This window comes from Candidatus Methylacidiphilales bacterium, assembly GCA_028713655.1.
Lineage (GTDB): Bacteria > Verrucomicrobiota > Verrucomicrobiia > Methylacidiphilales > JAAUTS01 > JAQTNW01.
In genome coordinates this window covers 1-17,380 of the sequence record JAQTNW010000058.1, presented here as the reverse complement: position 1 = coordinate 17,380, position 17,380 = coordinate 1, and the positions used below count along the sequence as shown (strand labels likewise).

General features: G+C 56.1%; 10 protein-coding genes. 9 read left to right on the top strand and 1 reads right to left on the bottom strand.

Annotated elements, in window-relative coordinates; translation table 11 throughout:
• The 4 genes from PHD76_14070 to PHD76_14055 form a co-directional block, all read left to right on the top strand.
• On the top strand, positions 1-1,140 hold a 1,140-nt coding region (locus PHD76_14070), incomplete at its 5' end, for a hypothetical protein (GenBank protein MDD5262966.1).
• A gap of 11 nt (positions 1,141-1,151) precedes the next feature.
• Positions 1,152-2,639 carry a DUF1961 family protein gene (locus PHD76_14065; protein MDD5262965.1) on the top strand — a complete coding sequence of 496 codons (1,488 nt, stop codon included), beginning with the start codon at positions 1,152-1,154 and terminating at the stop codon, positions 2,637-2,639.
• 1 nt (position 2,640) lies between these two features.
• Entirely contained in the window at positions 2,641-3,744 is a 1,104-nt protein-coding gene (locus tag PHD76_14060) for a hypothetical protein (protein MDD5262964.1), read from the top strand.
• Complete coding sequence (locus PHD76_14055) at positions 3,741-4,259, top strand: acyltransferase (protein ID MDD5262963.1); 519 nt, start codon at positions 3,741-3,743, stop codon at positions 4,257-4,259. Before PHD76_14060 ends, PHD76_14055 begins: the two co-directional genes overlap by 4 nt.
• Before the next feature lie 227 nt (positions 4,260-4,486).
• On the opposite strand, the gene PHD76_14050 is transcribed toward PHD76_14055, so the two are convergent.
• The gene (locus PHD76_14050) at positions 4,487-5,758 is read right to left on the bottom strand and encodes an RICIN domain-containing protein (GenBank protein ID MDD5262962.1); all 1,272 of its coding nucleotides are present in this window, start codon (positions 5,756-5,758) and stop codon (positions 4,487-4,489) included.
• Positions 5,759-6,421: 663 nt separating this feature from the next.
• Between PHD76_14050 and PHD76_14045 the strand changes: the two genes are divergently transcribed.
• The 5 genes from PHD76_14045 to PHD76_14025 all read left to right on the top strand — a co-directional run bounded on the left by PHD76_14045 (position 6,422) and on the right by PHD76_14025 (position 17,372).
• Positions 6,422-9,760 (top strand): sugar-binding protein, encoded by a 3,339-nt coding sequence (locus tag PHD76_14045; protein MDD5262961.1) that lies wholly within the window; start codon positions 6,422-6,424, stop codon positions 9,758-9,760.
• 75 nt (positions 9,761-9,835) lie between these two features.
• Complete coding sequence (locus PHD76_14040; GenBank protein MDD5262960.1) at positions 9,836-11,632, top strand: hypothetical protein; 1,797 nt, start codon at positions 9,836-9,838, stop codon at positions 11,630-11,632.
• 110 nt (positions 11,633-11,742) lie between these two features.
• The gene (locus PHD76_14035; GenBank protein ID MDD5262959.1) at positions 11,743-15,537 is read left to right on the top strand and encodes a beta-galactosidase; all 3,795 of its coding nucleotides are present in this window, start codon (positions 11,743-11,745) and stop codon (positions 15,535-15,537) included.
• Between the two features lie 30 nt (positions 15,538-15,567).
• A complete protein-coding gene (locus tag PHD76_14030) occupies positions 15,568-16,281 on the top strand; it encodes a transposase (protein MDD5262958.1) in 714 nt (237 codons plus the stop codon).
• 38 nt (positions 16,282-16,319) lie between these two features.
• The gene (locus tag PHD76_14025) at positions 16,320-17,372 is read left to right on the top strand and encodes a LacI family DNA-binding transcriptional regulator (GenBank protein ID MDD5262957.1); all 1,053 of its coding nucleotides are present in this window, start codon (positions 16,320-16,322) and stop codon (positions 17,370-17,372) included.
• The last annotated feature ends 8 nt before the right edge of the window (positions 17,373-17,380 follow it).

The window sequence follows — 17,380 nt, the reverse complement described above, 5'->3', positions numbered from 1 at the left end:
CAATCATATTTATCTCATGGATGTGTCGGACTTGCCAGACACGGCTTTGTCTTGGTAGCCTTTTTACCCATTATGAAAACATCCGCCTCAAGCCCGCATGCAAAGAACAAAATGGATCTCAGCTCCATCCGCCGTGATATCACGGAATGGTTTGAGTCCTTTCACGACCTGCAAACGGGATACGGCAGATACATCCCCACTGCGGACTATAGCGGGGGTGTTGCAGGCGACCCGCGATCCGGACACTTTTACTCCTCGGCCGACATCGCGCTGCTTCGCGCCATCATGGGAGAGGACTTTTCCAAGTCGCTCACTGCGGCGCAACGCGCGCAATGGGTCGATTACCTTAACACGTTCCAGGATCCGGCTGACGGCAGCTATCAAATCCTGAACCATCACTCCAAGCTTCATGCCAATGGAACGGCCGTTGGAGCCATCGGATTGCTTTCCGGAAAGATGGCGCATCCGATCCGCTTGTACGAGCCGTTCGATACGCCTGAAAAGGTCGGTCCCTGGCTGGAAACCGCCGTCGATTGGTCCTCGCTATGGGCGGCCTCGCATCTGTTCTGGGGCGGGATGCACTGTTTCAGCTTGAGTTCGCATGCGTCAAAACAATGGATCGACACGGTTTTTGTCTGGCTGGACGCCAATCTGGATGAGAAGAGCGGCTGGTGGCGCAAAGGCACGCCGCATGCCGACCGGCACCAGGCGCTGGGCGGCGCCGCGCACATTCTGCCAATGTATCAGCATCATCACCGCGTTTTTCCGTATCCGAAACAGGTGATCGACAGCGTGCTGGCGCTGCAGACCGGGGATGGGAACTGGCATCAGGGGGCCGGAGGGTTCAGCTATCTGGACCTGGATGCCCTTTACGCCTACGACTTTTGCAAGCCGCTGGCGGGCAATTACCGGGCGGCTGACATTGATGCGAGCGTCGCGCGGTTTTCGCAATGGCTGCTGGGCCGCTTCGACAAGGCATGGGCGCATGTCCTTTCGTCGCACCCGCACATTGGTTTGTGTTTGGTGGGCACACTCGGACTGCTCCAACGGCTGGATCCGGAGCATTACACCGATGACCGCGCCTGGACCGACATCTTCAGCGACCGGAACCTCTACCGCATGGCGGAAATCGAAGTTTAGAAAGGTAACAGATGTCCATTCAACCAGCCTTGTCCTACCGCTTTGGAGAAAAGCCTCCTGCTGCGAATCTCATTCAGGATTCATCGCTGCGCATCATCGAGCATAAGGGACGCAAAGGCATTCATCTGCCCGCTATTCGCGGCCGGTTTATTCTGCCCGAGCATACGGTGAACGAGCCGCAGGGTTCGCTCACGATGTGGGTGTTGCCGTTGCAGGATCTTTATCCCGCGCCGCGTTATCCGGCGCATGCGGCGTCCAACCCGAAGTTCAGCCTCTATACATTTTTGAGCGACCGTGAGAATGTCCGGGACACCGGCCCAGCCCAGTTCTCGCTTTGCTATGATGCCTATTGGCATCCGGGTTTGAGCGCCAAGTTTCACGGGGGGAACGACCTTTATTGGCAGCGTCGGCGGGGTGCGGTGGCCGCTGCGGGCCATTTTGAGATGCACCGGCTGCATTGGTATCAAATGACAGTGACCTGGGACCGTCCGAAGGGAATTTTTTCCGTCTATGCCAACGGTGTGTTGGTTGCCACGCATGACACCACTTATCCGTCTCCGTTGCCGAGTGAAACGTGCGGGTTGATGTTGTTTGGAGGCAATCCCGCCCTTGTTTATTCGGACATTGCGTTTTTCAACAAGACCTTGTCCGCCGCCGAAGCGCGCGGGACGTTTCGTGCGGAGACGACCGACCTGGACGCCGGGCTTCAGGAAAGCCTTGAACGGATGTATGAGGGCAAGGGATTGAAAGCACTGGATTGGAAACCTGATGCAGCCTGGAAGGAATCCCTTGCGCTTTCCCTGACAAAAAAAGAGGACATGCTTGCCTTTTACCATCAGGGTTCGCTCACCAGTACGCATGTCACGGATGAGGGGACCCGCGTCACGACGCCGTCTCTCGATGTGTATTACTCGCTGGATCCGTCAAAGTCGGACCTCGATCCGGCAAAGGTTGATGTTTCACGCACGTATCTTTGGAGCCGCCAGGTGTTCGAGGGAGATCTGCATGCGTCTTTCGATTTTAAAATTCTGAAACCCGGAGGGCTTTGCCTTTTCATGGCGCAGGCATCGGGCATGCAGGGTGAGGACTTCATGAAGGACTACTTTTTGCGCTCCGACGGGGCGATGCGGATGGTCTGCTGGGAGGATGTACGCAATTACCATTGGGAATTTTACCGCGAAATGCTCGATGTCCGGAACGATCTTGTTTCACACGCCGTCCTGAAAAACCCCTGGTTTAAGCCGGTGTGTTTTCAAATGGAAAACCGGCGCTGGGAGCCTGACCGTTGGTATCGGTTTGAGTTTTTGCAGGAAGGAGACCGGATACGCGGCGCGATTGACGGCATTACGGTGATGGATGTCATGGACAATTCGTTTGATAACAACGGCCCGGTGCTGCGTAGCGGGCATATCGCCATCCGCTGCATGATGCGTACGGACATGGTATTCCGGAACCTGCGTGTCATGAATCGGCCTGATGTGACGATAATCAAAGCCTGACATGAGGACATTTGCCTCTTCGACGCCGACAGAGCTGGAACTCCGTCTCCGGACAATCGGGGAAGGGGCGGCTTTGTGGCTCAGACGGAGGCGTAACTCCGGCGGACCCGGCTTCAGCTTCTGTGAGCATGCTCTCGTCCCCGTTGAACTTAATGCGACGACTTGCGGCATTGAGTTGTGGGTCATGTTGGGTTTGCCGCTGTCCTCGGCGGAAAGAACGCAGTGGGTGGACCATCTGCAGTCGTTTCAGAACCCGCGGACCGGACTTGTTGCCGATCCAACCTGGAAAAATCGGCAGGCAGCCGGGAACGATTCCCGACTTCGCGACGGAGACACCTTTTTCACGATGACCAGTTCGGCCGCGCTTGAAGCTCTCGGAACCCATTTCCGTCATCCCATTGCTTATTTGGCGAAGGAGAACGCCGGTACCCTCTCGCAGCGCACGGATTGGATCGGCGGGTGCCACCATCCCTACACCGTGGGGGATTATGGGCGGTTGATTCTCGCCAACTTGCGCCTCGGCGTACCGGGAGCGGAAAGCCAGTGGCTCTGGCTGAACAAGGCTTTGCATGAGCAGCAGGATTCGGCGACAGGCCTTTGGCCGTCCGGCGGAGTCACTGCGCCATTCACGCCTTCGATCAACCGGACCTTTCACATGCTGCGGTCATCATGGAATTTGAGCCAGGAGCCCTATTCCCTTCCGGAGCGAATGGTGGATTCCTGCCTTGCCGCTTGCGAAGACGACAGCTTTTACGGTTGGGAAAGCGGATTTGCGTGCAATGACCTGGACCTTGCCATTGTGGCGTACTCGGCGGCGCAGTGGACATCCCACCGCATTGAGGAACTTCGGCAGTGGGCGGTCCGCCGCCTGCCCATGCTGCTGGCCGTTTGGAAAACCGATGGTGGTTTTACATTTTATCACGAACGCGCCATGGAAATCCACGGCGGCATCCGCATGAGCGGGGGCGGCAGCGAGAGTGATATGTGGGGAACATTGATGTATCTTGGGGCAATCAAAATGATGACGAATCTTGCATATCCGGAGTTGCCCGTACCCTGGGCTTTCAGCCGTGTGCATGCCGTATCCGGAGGCGCCAAGCCATGAGACCTTTCGAATGGTGGCATGCCACACGCACCGGAGGAGATAATGCCATTTCAATAGGCGAAGGCACATTGATAGCTCCTGAGGCGCGGCTGGATGGCGCGCAAGGGGTGATCCGAATCGGCGGGAATTGCCAGATCCATCATGGCGCGCTTCTTCTGCCGTACGGCGGTTTTATCCACATGGGAGACAACTGTTCCGTCAATCCCTACTCCATCATCTACGGACACGGGGGCGTCTCCATCGGAAAGGATGTTCGCATCGCCACGCATGTGGTGATTGTTGCGTCGAACCACATTTTCTCAGACCCGGCCACACCCATCTACGCGCAAGGCGTCACAACCGAGGGAATCAGCATCGAGGATGATGTTTGGATCGGCGCCAATGTTACGATTCTCGATGGAGCGAAGATTGGACGCGGGAGTGTCATTGCGGCCGGCAGTGTTGTTCGCGGCCGAGTTGAGCCGTTTTCCGTGATGGGCGGGGTCCCGGCGCGCCTGATAAAACAACGTTGTTAGAGCATATTGTATTTATTCTGCCGCATGTTCGTGCATCATTGCGAGGCCAAACCCCCTATATCAAGAGGGGCGGAAAGGTCGCCACGGCGACCGCATCGGCGTGTGTTGTTTTCTGGGTCATGGCGATCCGCTCCCCTTCTATCGAAGAGGGATTGATTGGGTGCTTCCCGCCTCCTGATTGCCGGCCCGGCAGGGCCGACAATCAGGTTTTTTGGATGCTTATCGTTTTAGAATAGCAGCCATTTTTGGCCTGCGCTGCCGTTCGAGATCCAGATTTCGACGTTGGTTCCGCGCGTCTTTCCGTTTCCGGTTACATCCAACCGGCGTGACGGTGCGATTGAAGGTGTCAAACTGTACGTGCCGTCGTGGTTGTCCGTCAGTGCCCACTTCTGGCCCAGGCTGCCGTTTGCGATCCAGATTTCGACGTTGGTTCCATTGGCATCGACGTTTCCGGTCACATCCAGCCGACGCGACGGGGCGCATACGGGAGCCAGACCCCAGGTTCCGTCATGGTTGTCAATCAGCGTCCACTTCTGTCCGGGGCTTCCATTGGCGGTCCAGATTTCGACGTTGGTTCCATTGGCATCCACATTTCCGGTCACATCCAGCCGCATGCCAACGGCATTTGCGGGTTCCAACTGATAGGACCTGCCATTTGTCAGTGTGGCGGGTGGAAGCGAATACACACGGACCCAATCCACGTTAAAGGTGGAATTATTAACCATGCCCGTCAACGGCCAGCCACCCCCGAGGGCGTAATCGAGCATGATATAAAAGGGGGCGGTTATATAGGATGTCGGAGTTGCAATCTGGTTCACCTGGATGCCGTCGATATACCAGGTGAGATGCACCGGGTCGATCAGGCAGCCGTAAATGTGATATCCCTGCCACGGAAACGCGCCGCCGGGCAGCGGGGTTTGCGGAGCACTCAGGTAAGAGACTGACGTATTCTGTGTGCCATCCGTGTTCCAGTTATGGGTGTTCTCGGCGACAAAGTTTTGATTGTTGGGAATACAAACGCCATACCACTCAAAGATGTCGATTTCCTCGCCCTGTACCCCTTGCCCCCAGTTGGTTTCACCCAGCCAGAAACCCGGCCATGCACCAGTGCCGGAATTCGGCATCTGGCAGCGGGCTTCAAAATAGCCCCACTGTTGTGAAAAACCCGCCCTCGTGGTATCCACCGAGGAAAGGTTTCCCGAATGCCATTTGCTGGAAGCGTCCAGCCAGGCTTTGTCCAATAGAATGCCACCGCTTACACTAAAGGCGGCAGCGTCCCATTGCGAGGCGGAGTAGGCTCCAGCCGCGCCGTAGGGGGGTACATAATACCAGGTGGAAGACCCCTTGGGAGAAGCGGTCGTGACGCTCACGGTGTTGAACTCGTCCTGGAATTTCAGCGTGTAACCGCTGAGGTTGATGTCCGATTGGGCCTTGACCGTGCCCAGGGAGGCGAAAACAAGCACGAGGGCTTGAATTATTCGTTTTGTTGTTTTGTTCATGTTTTTTATTTTTATTTTTTGGTGTTTTGGGTGGAAGGTGGAGGTTTATGGATCAGGAATCACTGCGCCACTCACATTGCCCCCGTGCATCCCGCGCACCCATGAGTAGCCGACCGCATGGGTACCCGAATCGCTTCGGCTTGTAGTTGTTCGTTCCGGATGTATTAGCGGCTGCAAATACATATCTATTACTCTTATCGACATATAAGAATCGTGCAATAAACGCCTTTTGCAGCACGTTGCGTCATAGCCGGATGTTTTTAAAATATTAGATGTAAAAAGTATCTTAATTTTCAATTGACCCAACCCGGATGCTCAAGCGCTTCTGAAAGCCCTTGAAGAGGGTGTTGTCAAAAGACCATGTAAAATGACGGCATGACAACATCCGGGTTAAAAGCAAAACCGCTTGAATTGGAAATTGTCTTGAAACAGAATCTTTTTATCTTGAGGCGGTTTTGCAAGAGCCTGCTTATCCCCGGTATTTTTGTTCCCGCCAACGGGTAAAAACACCAGGAGGAGAATTCTCGTGACGCGTGTGAAATAAGCAGGCTAAACTTTAAACGTCAAAAGTTGGAACTCTTGTGAAGTTGCCCGGTTCAAAACTCCGCCTGTCTCTTCGTGTGTTCCTTTTCACCTTCAATCATCATAATAAATAGCCGCCGTATGAATCAAAAATCCTCAACCTCCATGCTTGTGCCAAAGGGGTCAAAACGGAGCCTTTTTGTTTGCGCTGCGCTCGCTTTTGCGGCCGCTTTTTCATGGAGCCTGCCCGTCTGCGCGGCAGATGTCCCTGCGGTCTTGAAAAATGATTTTGAGGGCGGCACCGAGTTGCCCGCAGGCTGGACCAGCCAGGGGAATGTCACGATTGATACAACCCAGGGCTTCAAGGGTAAAAATTCGCTGATGCTGGGCCGCACACCCGAGGAATCCGGGAAACCGTGTTCGGCGGCCAGCCCGGCGTTTAGAATCACCCCGGGCGCCTGGAAGATGGATCTGGCCTGCAAGTCGGACTTGAAATCGCCGGATTCCTCCTTTGACGGCGTCGTGACTCTGGAATATCTCTCCGGAAACACCGTTCTGGATCAAGTGACACTGGCCGATATATACGGCCTGCATGCCTGGCAACCCATTAGCAAACAGTTGCAGCCGCCTCGCGGCGCCGATTCGGCCCGGGTGCGCATCCAAATCAACAAGGCCTCGGGCAAATTTTGGATCGACGAAATTTCCGCGTCGCTCCTTTCTGCCGTTGTCCGCGAGCCCAGTCCGATAGACCGGATGTATTTCTCCCATGACGGCCACGGGCATTTTCTTTATCCGGAAGATTCGCGGGCGTTCAAAGTCACCGTTGAGACGACCAAGCCGCTGCCCGCGGACCAAGTGACTGTCAGTTGTATTTTGACGGATTATTGGGGTGCGGAGCAGGCAGAGCCCATTGCCGTGCAACTGGCAAAGGCGCCGGGCCTGCGGAATGGGCGCACGCCCTATGAAGGTACGGTTGATTTCGGAAAGATTCCGCTGGAAATCGGCAAGTATTACGAAATCCACGGCGAGATTGCCCGCGCCGGGGACGAGCCCTACCGCAATTACAGTTCTTTTGTGATCGAGCCGGAGGCGGCCGCCAACAGTTACAAGGCCGCGGAGATTCCATTTTCCAGCCGCAATTGGGACGGACGTATTGGCGAGACTTTCGAGATCGCGCACCGCATCGGCATCCGGATCATGTGCATCTGGAGCGGCTGGGCGCCGACCCCGCCGTACAAGCCGAATGCGCCCTGCATCGAGCTGGTGGAAAAATACAAGATGGGCGCCATTTTTGGAGTGCCGAGCGGAACGATAGAAGGACATGGACAGGATTGGGAAAAGTATGATGAGAAGGCGCTCCGCGAAGGCACGCGCAACCTGATTACGACCTACCGGAAAATGGCGGAGCCGTTCATTCTTTCACTGGGGAACGAACCCGCCGTGCTCGCGGACCGCATTCCCGCCGATGTCCAGGCGTACAAGGCCATCTACGAAGAGGCGAAGAAAACCGATCCTTCCGTGTTTGTTGTGGGTACGTCGATCGGGGGGACTGAGGAATTCTTCAAGGCCGGTTTCGGCAAATACTGCGATGCCTATGACTTCCACTGTTACGAGGCTCCCCGGAATGTGGCGGACGCGTTCCCAGGTTATCAAAAGCTTTTCAAAAAATACGGCGATGCAAAACAGATTTGGTCCACGGAAATCGGGCTTAACAGCCAGGGTGTGAGCCGGAACATCGTCGCCATCGACATGATCAGAAAATTCGCCCTGTTTTTCGCCGGGGGCGGCGTGAACATCTCGTGGTTCGATCTGTTTTATCCCGATGGCGACGCCAAGCTGATCGGCAGCAGCGGTGAATCCTTCAACGTAATCGACTCGCGCTATCTCCAGTATGCGCCGAGGTTGACCGGGGTGACCTACTACGACCTGGTCAATGCCATTTGCATCAAAAAATTCGTGGAGCAGAAGCAATATGGCGATGATATTCATGCCTTTCTTTTCCGCGACCGCGACAACCGCCAACTGCAGATCATTTGGAAGGATAAGGGGCGCAAGGATGTTTTTTTGCCGTTACCCGATGTGAAGAAGCTTCAGGTCATCCGCATTGGCGGGGAGCATCGAGACCTGAATCCAGGTGGAAAGGGCGTGACTCTGAGTATTGATGAAGAGCCACTGCTCCTTCTTTACGATGGAACAACACCGTTGGCGGCGAATCTCGGAGAGCCGTTGGCAACGGTTTCAGTTCCGTCAGGCATGGTCCGCGCGGCTTCGAGCGATGTCACGGTCCGCCTGTCCGGCGCCACGGCTGACGATATCGATCTTGTCGCCCCGCCATTCTGGCAGGTGAAAAAGAGCGTTTCCGGCAAGGAGGTCAAATTTACCGTGACCTGCCCGGAAGCGACCACGGTGCGCCAAGCGGATATCAAGGTGACGCTTGGAAACAAGGAGAACCGGCAGGGGGAACTTTATCTGCGTCCGCCGGTGACGGGCCAGCTTACGGAGCAGATCCTGCCTGTTCCCTCAGTTGACGGCAAGCCGCCCGGGGTGAAGTTAATCCTCAAAAACAACGGCCAGAAAAGCCAGAATGTTTCGTGGGAAGTTTCATTGCTGAATCAGCTTCCGCTCAGTGACGGAAGATACGGCGAGTCCGCCCCGGTGTCAGACGCCCATTTTACCGAAGCGGCCAACGGCCAGTTAAACATCGAGGGCGGGGCGCAAAAGGAATTTGTGCTGCCTCTTGCCGGAACGGATTCGCAAACGGTTTACCGTGTTCATGCCGGCGTGACCGATGCTTCGGACCGGAATACGGCAAGTGAGAGGTATGTTGCGGGTTTTGTCGCGGTTCCCAAGGCCGGCGGCGAAGTCAAGCTGGACGGAACACTTGACTCGCCCGATTGGAAGAAGGCGCCGGTTGAAAAGATTGACGAAAAGCGCCAATATTTTTCCTATGATCCCAAGATTGCCTCATGGAAGGGGCCGGAGGATCTTTCCGGGACGATCCGCTTCCTTTGGGACGACAAATACCTGTATGCGGGTGTTGAAGTGACCGATGATATCGCAGGCAGCTTGCAGGAGGATGGCGCGATCTGGCAGCAGGACAGCCTGCAGTTCCTCGTCGATCCCTGCCGCGCAATGGAAGAAAGCGTCGGGAAATATGATTATGGCGTCGCGGTTGGGAAAAAGGGCCCGCAGGCGTTTTGTTTCCTCAGCGCCGACGCAGCGGCTCCGGTCGGAGACGCCAGGGACATTCTTGTCAGCGCCAAACGCAAGGATGAAAAGAGCGGTTCCATGACCTATGTGGTGGTGTTTCCCTGGTCGCGCCTTGCCCCTTTCAAGCCCTCGGTCGGGGCGGATCTTGGGCTGACCATGCTTTTGAATGAAGACGATGGGAAAGGCCGTAAAAGTTTCATGACCTGGTTCGGTGATGCCAGCTCCAAGCGGGTGGATATCGTGGGGGACCTGATTTTGACCAGCCCTTGACCGTGTGATTTTTTTAAAGGGCCGCATCATTTTGATGCATATGGATAACGCAGAGCTATCCTTGGAGGAAATTCCATGATTCGATTTTTATCCTGCTTCACCCGCATTGTCGGCGTCCAGGCGGCATTGCTGGTTCTGGGGCCTGGCATGTGCTGTAGCGCTATTGCAGAGACAGTGGAGGATCATGCGGTGCAGGCCGGCGCCACCGTCACTGAATTTCCTGCCGCCATTGTGCTGGCATGGCCGGTTGACGCGGCGGCCAATGGCTGGACGGTGGAACGCAAGCTTCGCGGCGATGCTGCATGGGGGCCTGCCATCAAGCTGCCCGCCAAAGCCACGGGCTGGACGGATGCCAATGTGGAGGTCGGTGTACTGTATGAATACCGGATCACCAAGATGGCCAGGGGATACGCCTCCCACTGGGGGGATTCCGCAGCCAGTCTTGGGTATCTTTGTTCCGGCATCCGTGTTGCCCTCCCGGATCACAGGGGTACGCTGATTCTGGTGGTGGATGAAACCATGGCCGCACCGCTGGCGGAGGAACTTGCGCGGCTCAGGCAGGATCTCATCGGCGACGGCTGGACAGTCATCCGGCATGACGTGCCCCGCGGCGCCAACGAAACGGGCGTGAGCGATTTTGAAGCCGTGACGGCGGTAAAAAAATTGATCAAGGCCGACTATGATGCCGCTCCGGGCGAGGTGCGGTCTGTTCTGCTGTTTGGCCATATCCCGGTGCCGTATTCCGGCGACATCAGTCCGGATGGACATGGGGAACACCACGGTGCATGGACGGCCGACATGTATTACGCCGATCCCGTCGGCACATGGACAGATGACACCGTCAATAATCCGCACCCTGGCTGGTGGCCCTTGGTTAAAAATATTCCGGGCGATGGCAAGTTCGATCAAAGCGAACCTCCCAAGCCCGTGACGCTGGAAGTGGGGCGCGTCGATTTATGGAACATGCCGGCCTTTGCAAAAGGCGAGACCGAACTGCTGCGGCAATATCTGGACAAGGACCACAAACATCGCTACGCCGTGAATGTCCTGCCGCGCCAGGGCTTCATCGATGATCGTTTTGGCGAAAAGGGATATTTTCTGGCTGCCAACGGATGGCGCAACTGGGCGTCTTTCTTTGGCGCTGCCGGGATTACCGCGGGCAAGGATAACTTCGCCACTGTCGCGGATCATCCCTATCTCTGTTTTTATGGATGCGGAGGAGGTGATCCCATTCAATACGGAAGAGACCGGCCAGATACAGACAAGCATCCTCCTGTCCGGACCGCTGATTTTGCCGGCATGGATCCAAAGGCCGCTTTCTTTCTGTTGTGGGGAAGTTGGTTTGGTGATTGGAATACCAAGGACAATCTTTTGCGAGCGCCCCTTGCGACGACGAGCTATGGGCTGGTCAGTGGCTGGTCCGGCATTCCAAATTGGTTCATGCATACCATGGCGATGGGCGGAACCATCGGAGAGGCGCTCCGATTGACCCAGAATAATGATAAAAACGGCATCTATCTGCCGCATACTGAGGGTGACCATCAAACTCATATTGCCTTGATGGGTGATCCCACCCTGCGCCTGTTTGCGGTGACGCCGCCCACGGAGCTTAGCGCAACGCGAGATGCCGCCAGCCATGCGGTTTTACATTGGACGGCCTCGGCTGATGCAACCTTGGGATACCAGATTTTCCGCAGTGCCAATCCGGACGGCCCCTTTGTCCGCATTACCGACAAGCCCTTAAGCGTCACCGCCTTCACCGATTCCACGGCGGGTGCTTGGGTTTATCAAGTCAAAGCCGTTAAACTTGAAACCACCGCCGGCGGTACATTTATCAACCTCAGTCAGGCCGTGACGGCTGTCTTGAAATGAGACGGAATCTTGTCAGAGGTAATAATGTGCGTCTCGCGCTGGCAGCTTTCCTGGTATTCTCTTTCTTTAATTCCAGTGCCGCATGGAGCTCTGAATTGCCGGCACGGCCTGTGTCGCAGGCTGATCTGCGGGTCTATGGCAAGGTGCAAACGGAGTTTGCCCCCAATCGGATTGTTTTCCAGTGCCAGGACGCCGGCCATGCCGACATCCTGATGGGCAAGTTGCTGGCCGATTTATTTTGGGATGCGGGCGACAAGGTCAAGACGGCTGAAATTCGCGTCGCCAAACAGCCGTTGATTGTTCGTGAGTACCCGCCCTATGGGGCGGTTCTGATAGCGCGGATTGAAAACAAGGTGCTGGCGCTTGGAGGTGAGGATGTCGCGGGCGTTTCTGCCGCTGCGACGAACGAACCGTTGTTGCGGACGGGCGTCGCGGTTTCTTCGCCACAGGCCGCGTATCCACAGACGCTCGACTTCTATGATCTCAAGGCGGTCAAGTTCTATCTGCATCCGATGAATTCTCCGCGAGGCTGCGGGCTCGACAGTCATTGGCCGTTTGTACAAAAACTGGGCTTGGGTGGCGTGGCTTTTCAGGACCTTGGTTTTAACACAGCTTCGCCAGCTCCCGGTGTTGTACAGTGGGCGATGTCGGATTATGAAGTGCGCCAGGCTGAGTTGCAGAAAGGGATGATCGTTCCGAGTATTCAGGTGGGAGGTGGAATGCCGTTTTGGATGCACAACCAGTTTCCCACTGCGATGGCGCAGTTCGATCCGAGCGTCTTGAATATCGGATGGGGCGGCATGCCGGCTCTTACCAATCTCCTTTGTCAAAGTTTCGGGACGCCGTCAGATCTTGAGCGCGATACCTGCCTGAATTTTCAAAAGCAGGCCATGCAGCGCTACGGCAACAGCCCCGCAGTCGGCGGCTGGCAGATCTATTCGGGGATGCCGGGAGCCGAACTTGGGTGCCACCTGCGTTCGACGGAAAATCTGGACTATTCTCCGCTCGGACAGGAAAGCTTTCGCAACTACCTGAGCCAGGTCAAAGGCTACAGCCTCGCCGATATGGGCCGGCGCTGGTTCGGTGACCCGACGCATTTTAGCTCCTGGCAGCAGGTGTTTATTCCCGATGTACACGGGTTTTATGGCAACCTGAATGAGGATTGCTTCCAAATCAATGGCGGTTGGTCGTGGTTGCCTAAAGAGAAAGCAGATAAGGCGGGTGACGCCGACAAGGGCGGAGTTCCCGATGCTTCTGCAGACTGGTTCCGGGTGGAGATGCCGCCCTCGCAACAACAGGTGACGCTGCCCTGGCACCTGGCTTATTACAAGGCGGCGTTTGATCCGGGCCAGTGGCCTTCGCAACACTCCGGCCAAAAAGTTTGGCTTGTGTGCGACGTGGCTCCGATGCGCGGTTCGGCCCATGTCTGGCTTAATGGAAAGGATCTTGGCGAGCAGAAACCCGCCAATGGCAGGGACTACGGCCCGTTTGATCTGGATGTTACAGGACTTCTACGCGCTGGAGCCAATGAACTGGTGTTATTGGTCGCGGGCGAGGACAAGGTTTTTGGGCCGATCTTTTTTACGGCCACAAAGCCGTCGTTCTACCCGTATCTTGGGGCGCAACGGAACGCCCAATTTGTCGATGTCACGACGTGGCAAAGGTACAGTTTGTACGCCCTTCATGATACGGTTTTTCGCGACGCGCGGCGGATCGATCCGGACCGCGCCATGGGGCTGGCCTCGAACGACATTTGGGACATGGGTGACCAGATTGCCGACCTGGCGCATGACTACGGTTTGAGCGTGCAAAACACCGGCCGCGAAGCCTGGTATTTTCCGTGGTGGCCCGGTCTTGGATTTGTGGACGACTTTTATGCCACTGGTGAATCGGCGGGCACGCCGCAGGGATCCGACCTGACACGGTTGCTGAGCTGGGTGCTCTTTGATGGCGATGGAAGCTTGATCTTGTTCTGGGATATTGAGGATTTTATCCAGCGCGAGCAGAAAGACGGCTGGTTCACGCAGCACAAGAATGCATTGCGTTTGGTGGGGAAGGCCCTGCGCGAGAAGCCGACAATAGCCCTGTTCCGCACCGTGGTGACGAGCCGGCTTGGCGATAGTACGCCCTGGAACTGGGACATGGGCCGCGGCGAGTTGCAGGCCGCGCATTTCGACAACGTCTATGTGACCGAGCGCGAGATATTGAACGGCAAAGTCAACGACTACCCGGTGTTGGTTGATTGCGGCAGCACATTTACTGATCCCGATCTCATTGAGGCGTTGCAACGCTACGTCGAGGCGGGCGGGACGTTTGTCGCCCTGCACAACACCGGCAGGCATACGACGACAGAGCCGGACAGTTGGCCGATTTCAAAGCTCACGGGGTTCCGCGTTGCTGCCAATACCAATACAGGCGGCAGCTTTCAGTTTGGGCATGATCCGATCGTTTTTCGCGACTGGAAGGACAGGACGTTTCCCTGTGGCGGGCCGCTTTCATTGCACTCGGAAGGATCCGGCACAGTTTCGCTTGCGAAATGGAAGGATGGCAGCACGGCAATCGGCTATCGCAATCTTGGGCAGGGGCGCGTTATTGTTATTGGCGCCGACTTTTGGCATGGCAACCGGGAGTTCGTCGAACACCTTTTTACGGATCTCAAAGTACCACACAGCACAAACAGCAGCAGTCCAGATGCCTGGACCCGGAAGTTCATCACCAAAAACGGGCTTCAGGAATGGCTCGTTGCCAGCAATTTTGGAAAAGGCGCGTTGACGGCCTCGCTATCGATGACGGTTGAACAACAGCCGGACCAGGTCTGGGACATGATTTCGGGTGATCCTGTCCCGTTCACATACGCGGACGGTCAGGTGACGATCCCTAACATTACAATTGCAGACCGGGAAAACAGGGTCTTCGGGGTCAAGCGCGCGAGTCTGGCTGGCGGCCTCTCCTCATGGTGGGATGAAAAAACACGCTACTGGAAACGCATTCCGGACACCAAGGGGGCGGTCAGTATCGCTTCCAACAACCCGATCAAAGCGTCGGATCCGGTTGGAATGGAAACCGTTGCGGTGGAGCAATGGAAATTCATGACCGCCGATGATCCTTCCGCGCCAAAGCCTGCGGACACGCATTGGCAGTTGCCCGGCTTTAATGACAGCAAGTGGGCGGACATGAAACCCGGCCTTTGGAATCTTCAGTCGGAGCCGTTGAAGGACTACAAAGGAACCGCGTACTACCGTTTTAAGTTCAGCGCGCCTTTGTCGTGGGCGCAACATCGCGTGGCGCTTGGGTTGTATAGCTGGCATGCAATCGCGTATGACCGCGCGGAGTTTGCGCTCAACGGCAAACACATCACGGATTACAGTCCCAAACGCGACACCGAGACGTTAAACTTTGATGTAACCGACCTTCTCAAGCAGGGGGAGAATGTCCTGTCTGTCAAAGTAGCGTCCGGCGGCGCGTTTCGCGGCATCAGTGGAGCGGTCTGGCTGGCTGCGGAACCGATGCTGGATGAGCCTCGGGATCTCCTGCAAGGCTGGCAGGTGGTGGCTGCGGATCGGAAGACGACGAAGCCTGCCTTGCTGCCCGGTAAGGTGAGAGGCAAATATCTGGTGTGTGATGTGGACGTCCCGGCCTCATGGCAAAACAAAAATGTTTTTCTGCATCTGGAAATGCCTGCCAACCAATGGCTGGGACTTGTCATGGTCAACGGCCATCCGTTTTATTACAGCTGCTACGGCGCGGATTTTGGGACGCGGGTCGATATTAATCTGACTCCATGGCTCAAACCCGGCGCGCCGAACCGGATCGAACTCTGGCCGGGGGCGACCATGCCGCGCGGGCAGGGGAAGGAAGAATCACAGGAAACTGAAATGAACCTGGCCGCTGCGCGAATCGGTTGAAAAAGGGGTCAAAGCATATTTTTATTGCTGATGGGATACTTGTTTGGCAGCATGGGGGATATGGCGCGTCGTCCTCGACTCTCCGGAGCTGGTATTGCCTACCATGTGATGAATCGCACATGGGGCCAAATCCAACTCTTCGAGGATGCGAGTGACTACCAAGCCTTTGAGCGTGTGCTCGCAGAGGCAAGCGAAAGATTTTCAGAGATGCGGATTTGCGCGTATTGCCTCATGCCCAATCACTTCCACCTGGTGCTTTGGCCGAAGGCTGAGGGTGTTCTGTCATGCTTCATGCAGTGGTTGACGCAGACACACGCAGCCCGGTGGCATGCGCACAGGCGCTCGCGCGGTCGAGGGCACCTCTACCAAGGGCGCTTCAAGAGCTTCCCGATTCAACGAGACGAACATTTCCTGAAGGTTTGCCGTTACGTCGAGCGTAATGCGCTTCGTGCGCAACTGGTTGACAAAGCCGAGGAATGGCGTTGGGGTTCCTTATGGGTACGGGTTCACGATGAGGTGACACTAAAGCAGATGCTATCGGACTGGCCGGTGAGGATTCCAGACGACTGGGTGCGGTTGGTAAATCGTGCGCAGACTGAGAAGGAGTTGGCGGCGATCCGACGCAGCCGGGAACGCGGAGTGCCGATGGGTGACCCGGACTGGGCCCAGCGGACGGCCAAGCAGTTGGGGCTGGAATCAACGCTACGGCCCGTGGGCCGCCCACGGAAGGAAGCATCGGCATAAAAATATGCTTTGACCCCTTTTAGCAGGACTTCAATTTGATGAAGAAAAGGAAATCTTCAAAAGTCAGCTTGGGTGATGTGGCCAGGGCGGCTGGAATTTCCAAGACCTGCGTGGGTTATGCCCTGCAGAACAGACCGGGGGTCAGCAAGATAACGCGGGAACGGGTTCTTCGCATTGCCAAACGACTGGGCTATGCGCCCGATGCCCGGATGACGGTTTTGATGGAGAGCGTCAGGGGAGCCAAATCCAAGGAGCTGCTGCCGATCGCCTGGTTGAACACCACCATTGAAAAAGACGCCTGGCAGAAATATAAATTTCACACCCCCCTCATTGAAGGTGCGCGGGAACGGGCTCTGGAACTCGGTTATCGAATCGAGGAAATCTGGACCCGGGAACGGGGCATGACGATGCAGCGTATTTCCCAGATTCTTTGGCAACGCGGCATTGAAGGCGTCATTGTGACGCATCCGGCAAAGCATCTCCGGCTCAAGTGGGATCACCAGGCTTGTGTTTCCCTGGGAGGAAACTTGCTGGCGCCCCGTCTGCATCAAGTCATTGGAGACATGAATTTCAACCTGCTGCTCGCACTCAAAGTGTTGCGGCGCCACGGCTATCGGCGTATCGGAATCTGTCTGCCGGAACAGGTGATTTGGTTTGCCCATCGTGAGATTCGTTCCATCGCATATCATTTCGTCGCAACGGCTGCAAAATCAGATCGAGTACCACCCCTGTTTTACAAGGGAGAGAATGAGGCGGATTTGCTTGATTCGGAAAAGCAAGTTCAAGCTTGGGTGTTCCGTCACCGGCCCGATGTAGTCGTAGGCACCAGCAGCCGTCTGAGAAACTGGGTCAAGGCAACGGGAGCACGTGTGCCGGAGGATGTCGGCATTGTTCATCTCGCGGTTGACGACGACCTCCCGGATTGGGCGGGCATTCACTCAAACAGGCGGGAGATGGGCGCCACCGCAGCGGAGTGGGTGATTTCCCTTGTGCAGAACCATCGCTTCGGTGTGCCTAAGATCGGTTTGAATATGCTCGTCCGCGGCTCCTGGCAGCCCGGATGGACCCTGCTGATTCCGAAGGGAAAATAAGCAGCGAT

Excerpts from the sequence above, each read along its gene's own strand:
- PHD76_14040 (MDD5262960.1), top strand. The coding sequence starts at position 9,836 with ATGATTCGATTTTTATCCTGCTTCACCCGCATTGTCGGCGTCCAGGCG.
- PHD76_14045 (MDD5262961.1), top strand. The coding sequence starts at position 6,422 with ATGAATCAAAAATCCTCAACCTCCATGCTTGTGCCAAAGGGGTCAAAA.
- PHD76_14060 (MDD5262964.1), top strand. The coding sequence starts at position 2,641 with ATGAGGACATTTGCCTCTTCGACGCCGACAGAGCTGGAACTCCGTCTC.
- PHD76_14050 (MDD5262962.1), bottom strand. The coding sequence starts at position 5,758 with ATGAACAAAACAACAAAACGAATAATTCAAGCCCTCGTGCTTGTTTTC.
- PHD76_14025 (MDD5262957.1), top strand. The coding sequence starts at position 16,320 with ATGAAGAAAAGGAAATCTTCAAAAGTCAGCTTGGGTGATGTGGCCAGG.
- PHD76_14030 (MDD5262958.1), top strand. The coding sequence starts at position 15,568 with ATGGGATACTTGTTTGGCAGCATGGGGGATATGGCGCGTCGTCCTCGA.
- PHD76_14065 (MDD5262965.1), top strand. The coding sequence starts at position 1,152 with ATGTCCATTCAACCAGCCTTGTCCTACCGCTTTGGAGAAAAGCCTCCT.
- PHD76_14055 (MDD5262963.1), top strand. The coding sequence starts at position 3,741 with ATGAGACCTTTCGAATGGTGGCATGCCACACGCACCGGAGGAGATAAT.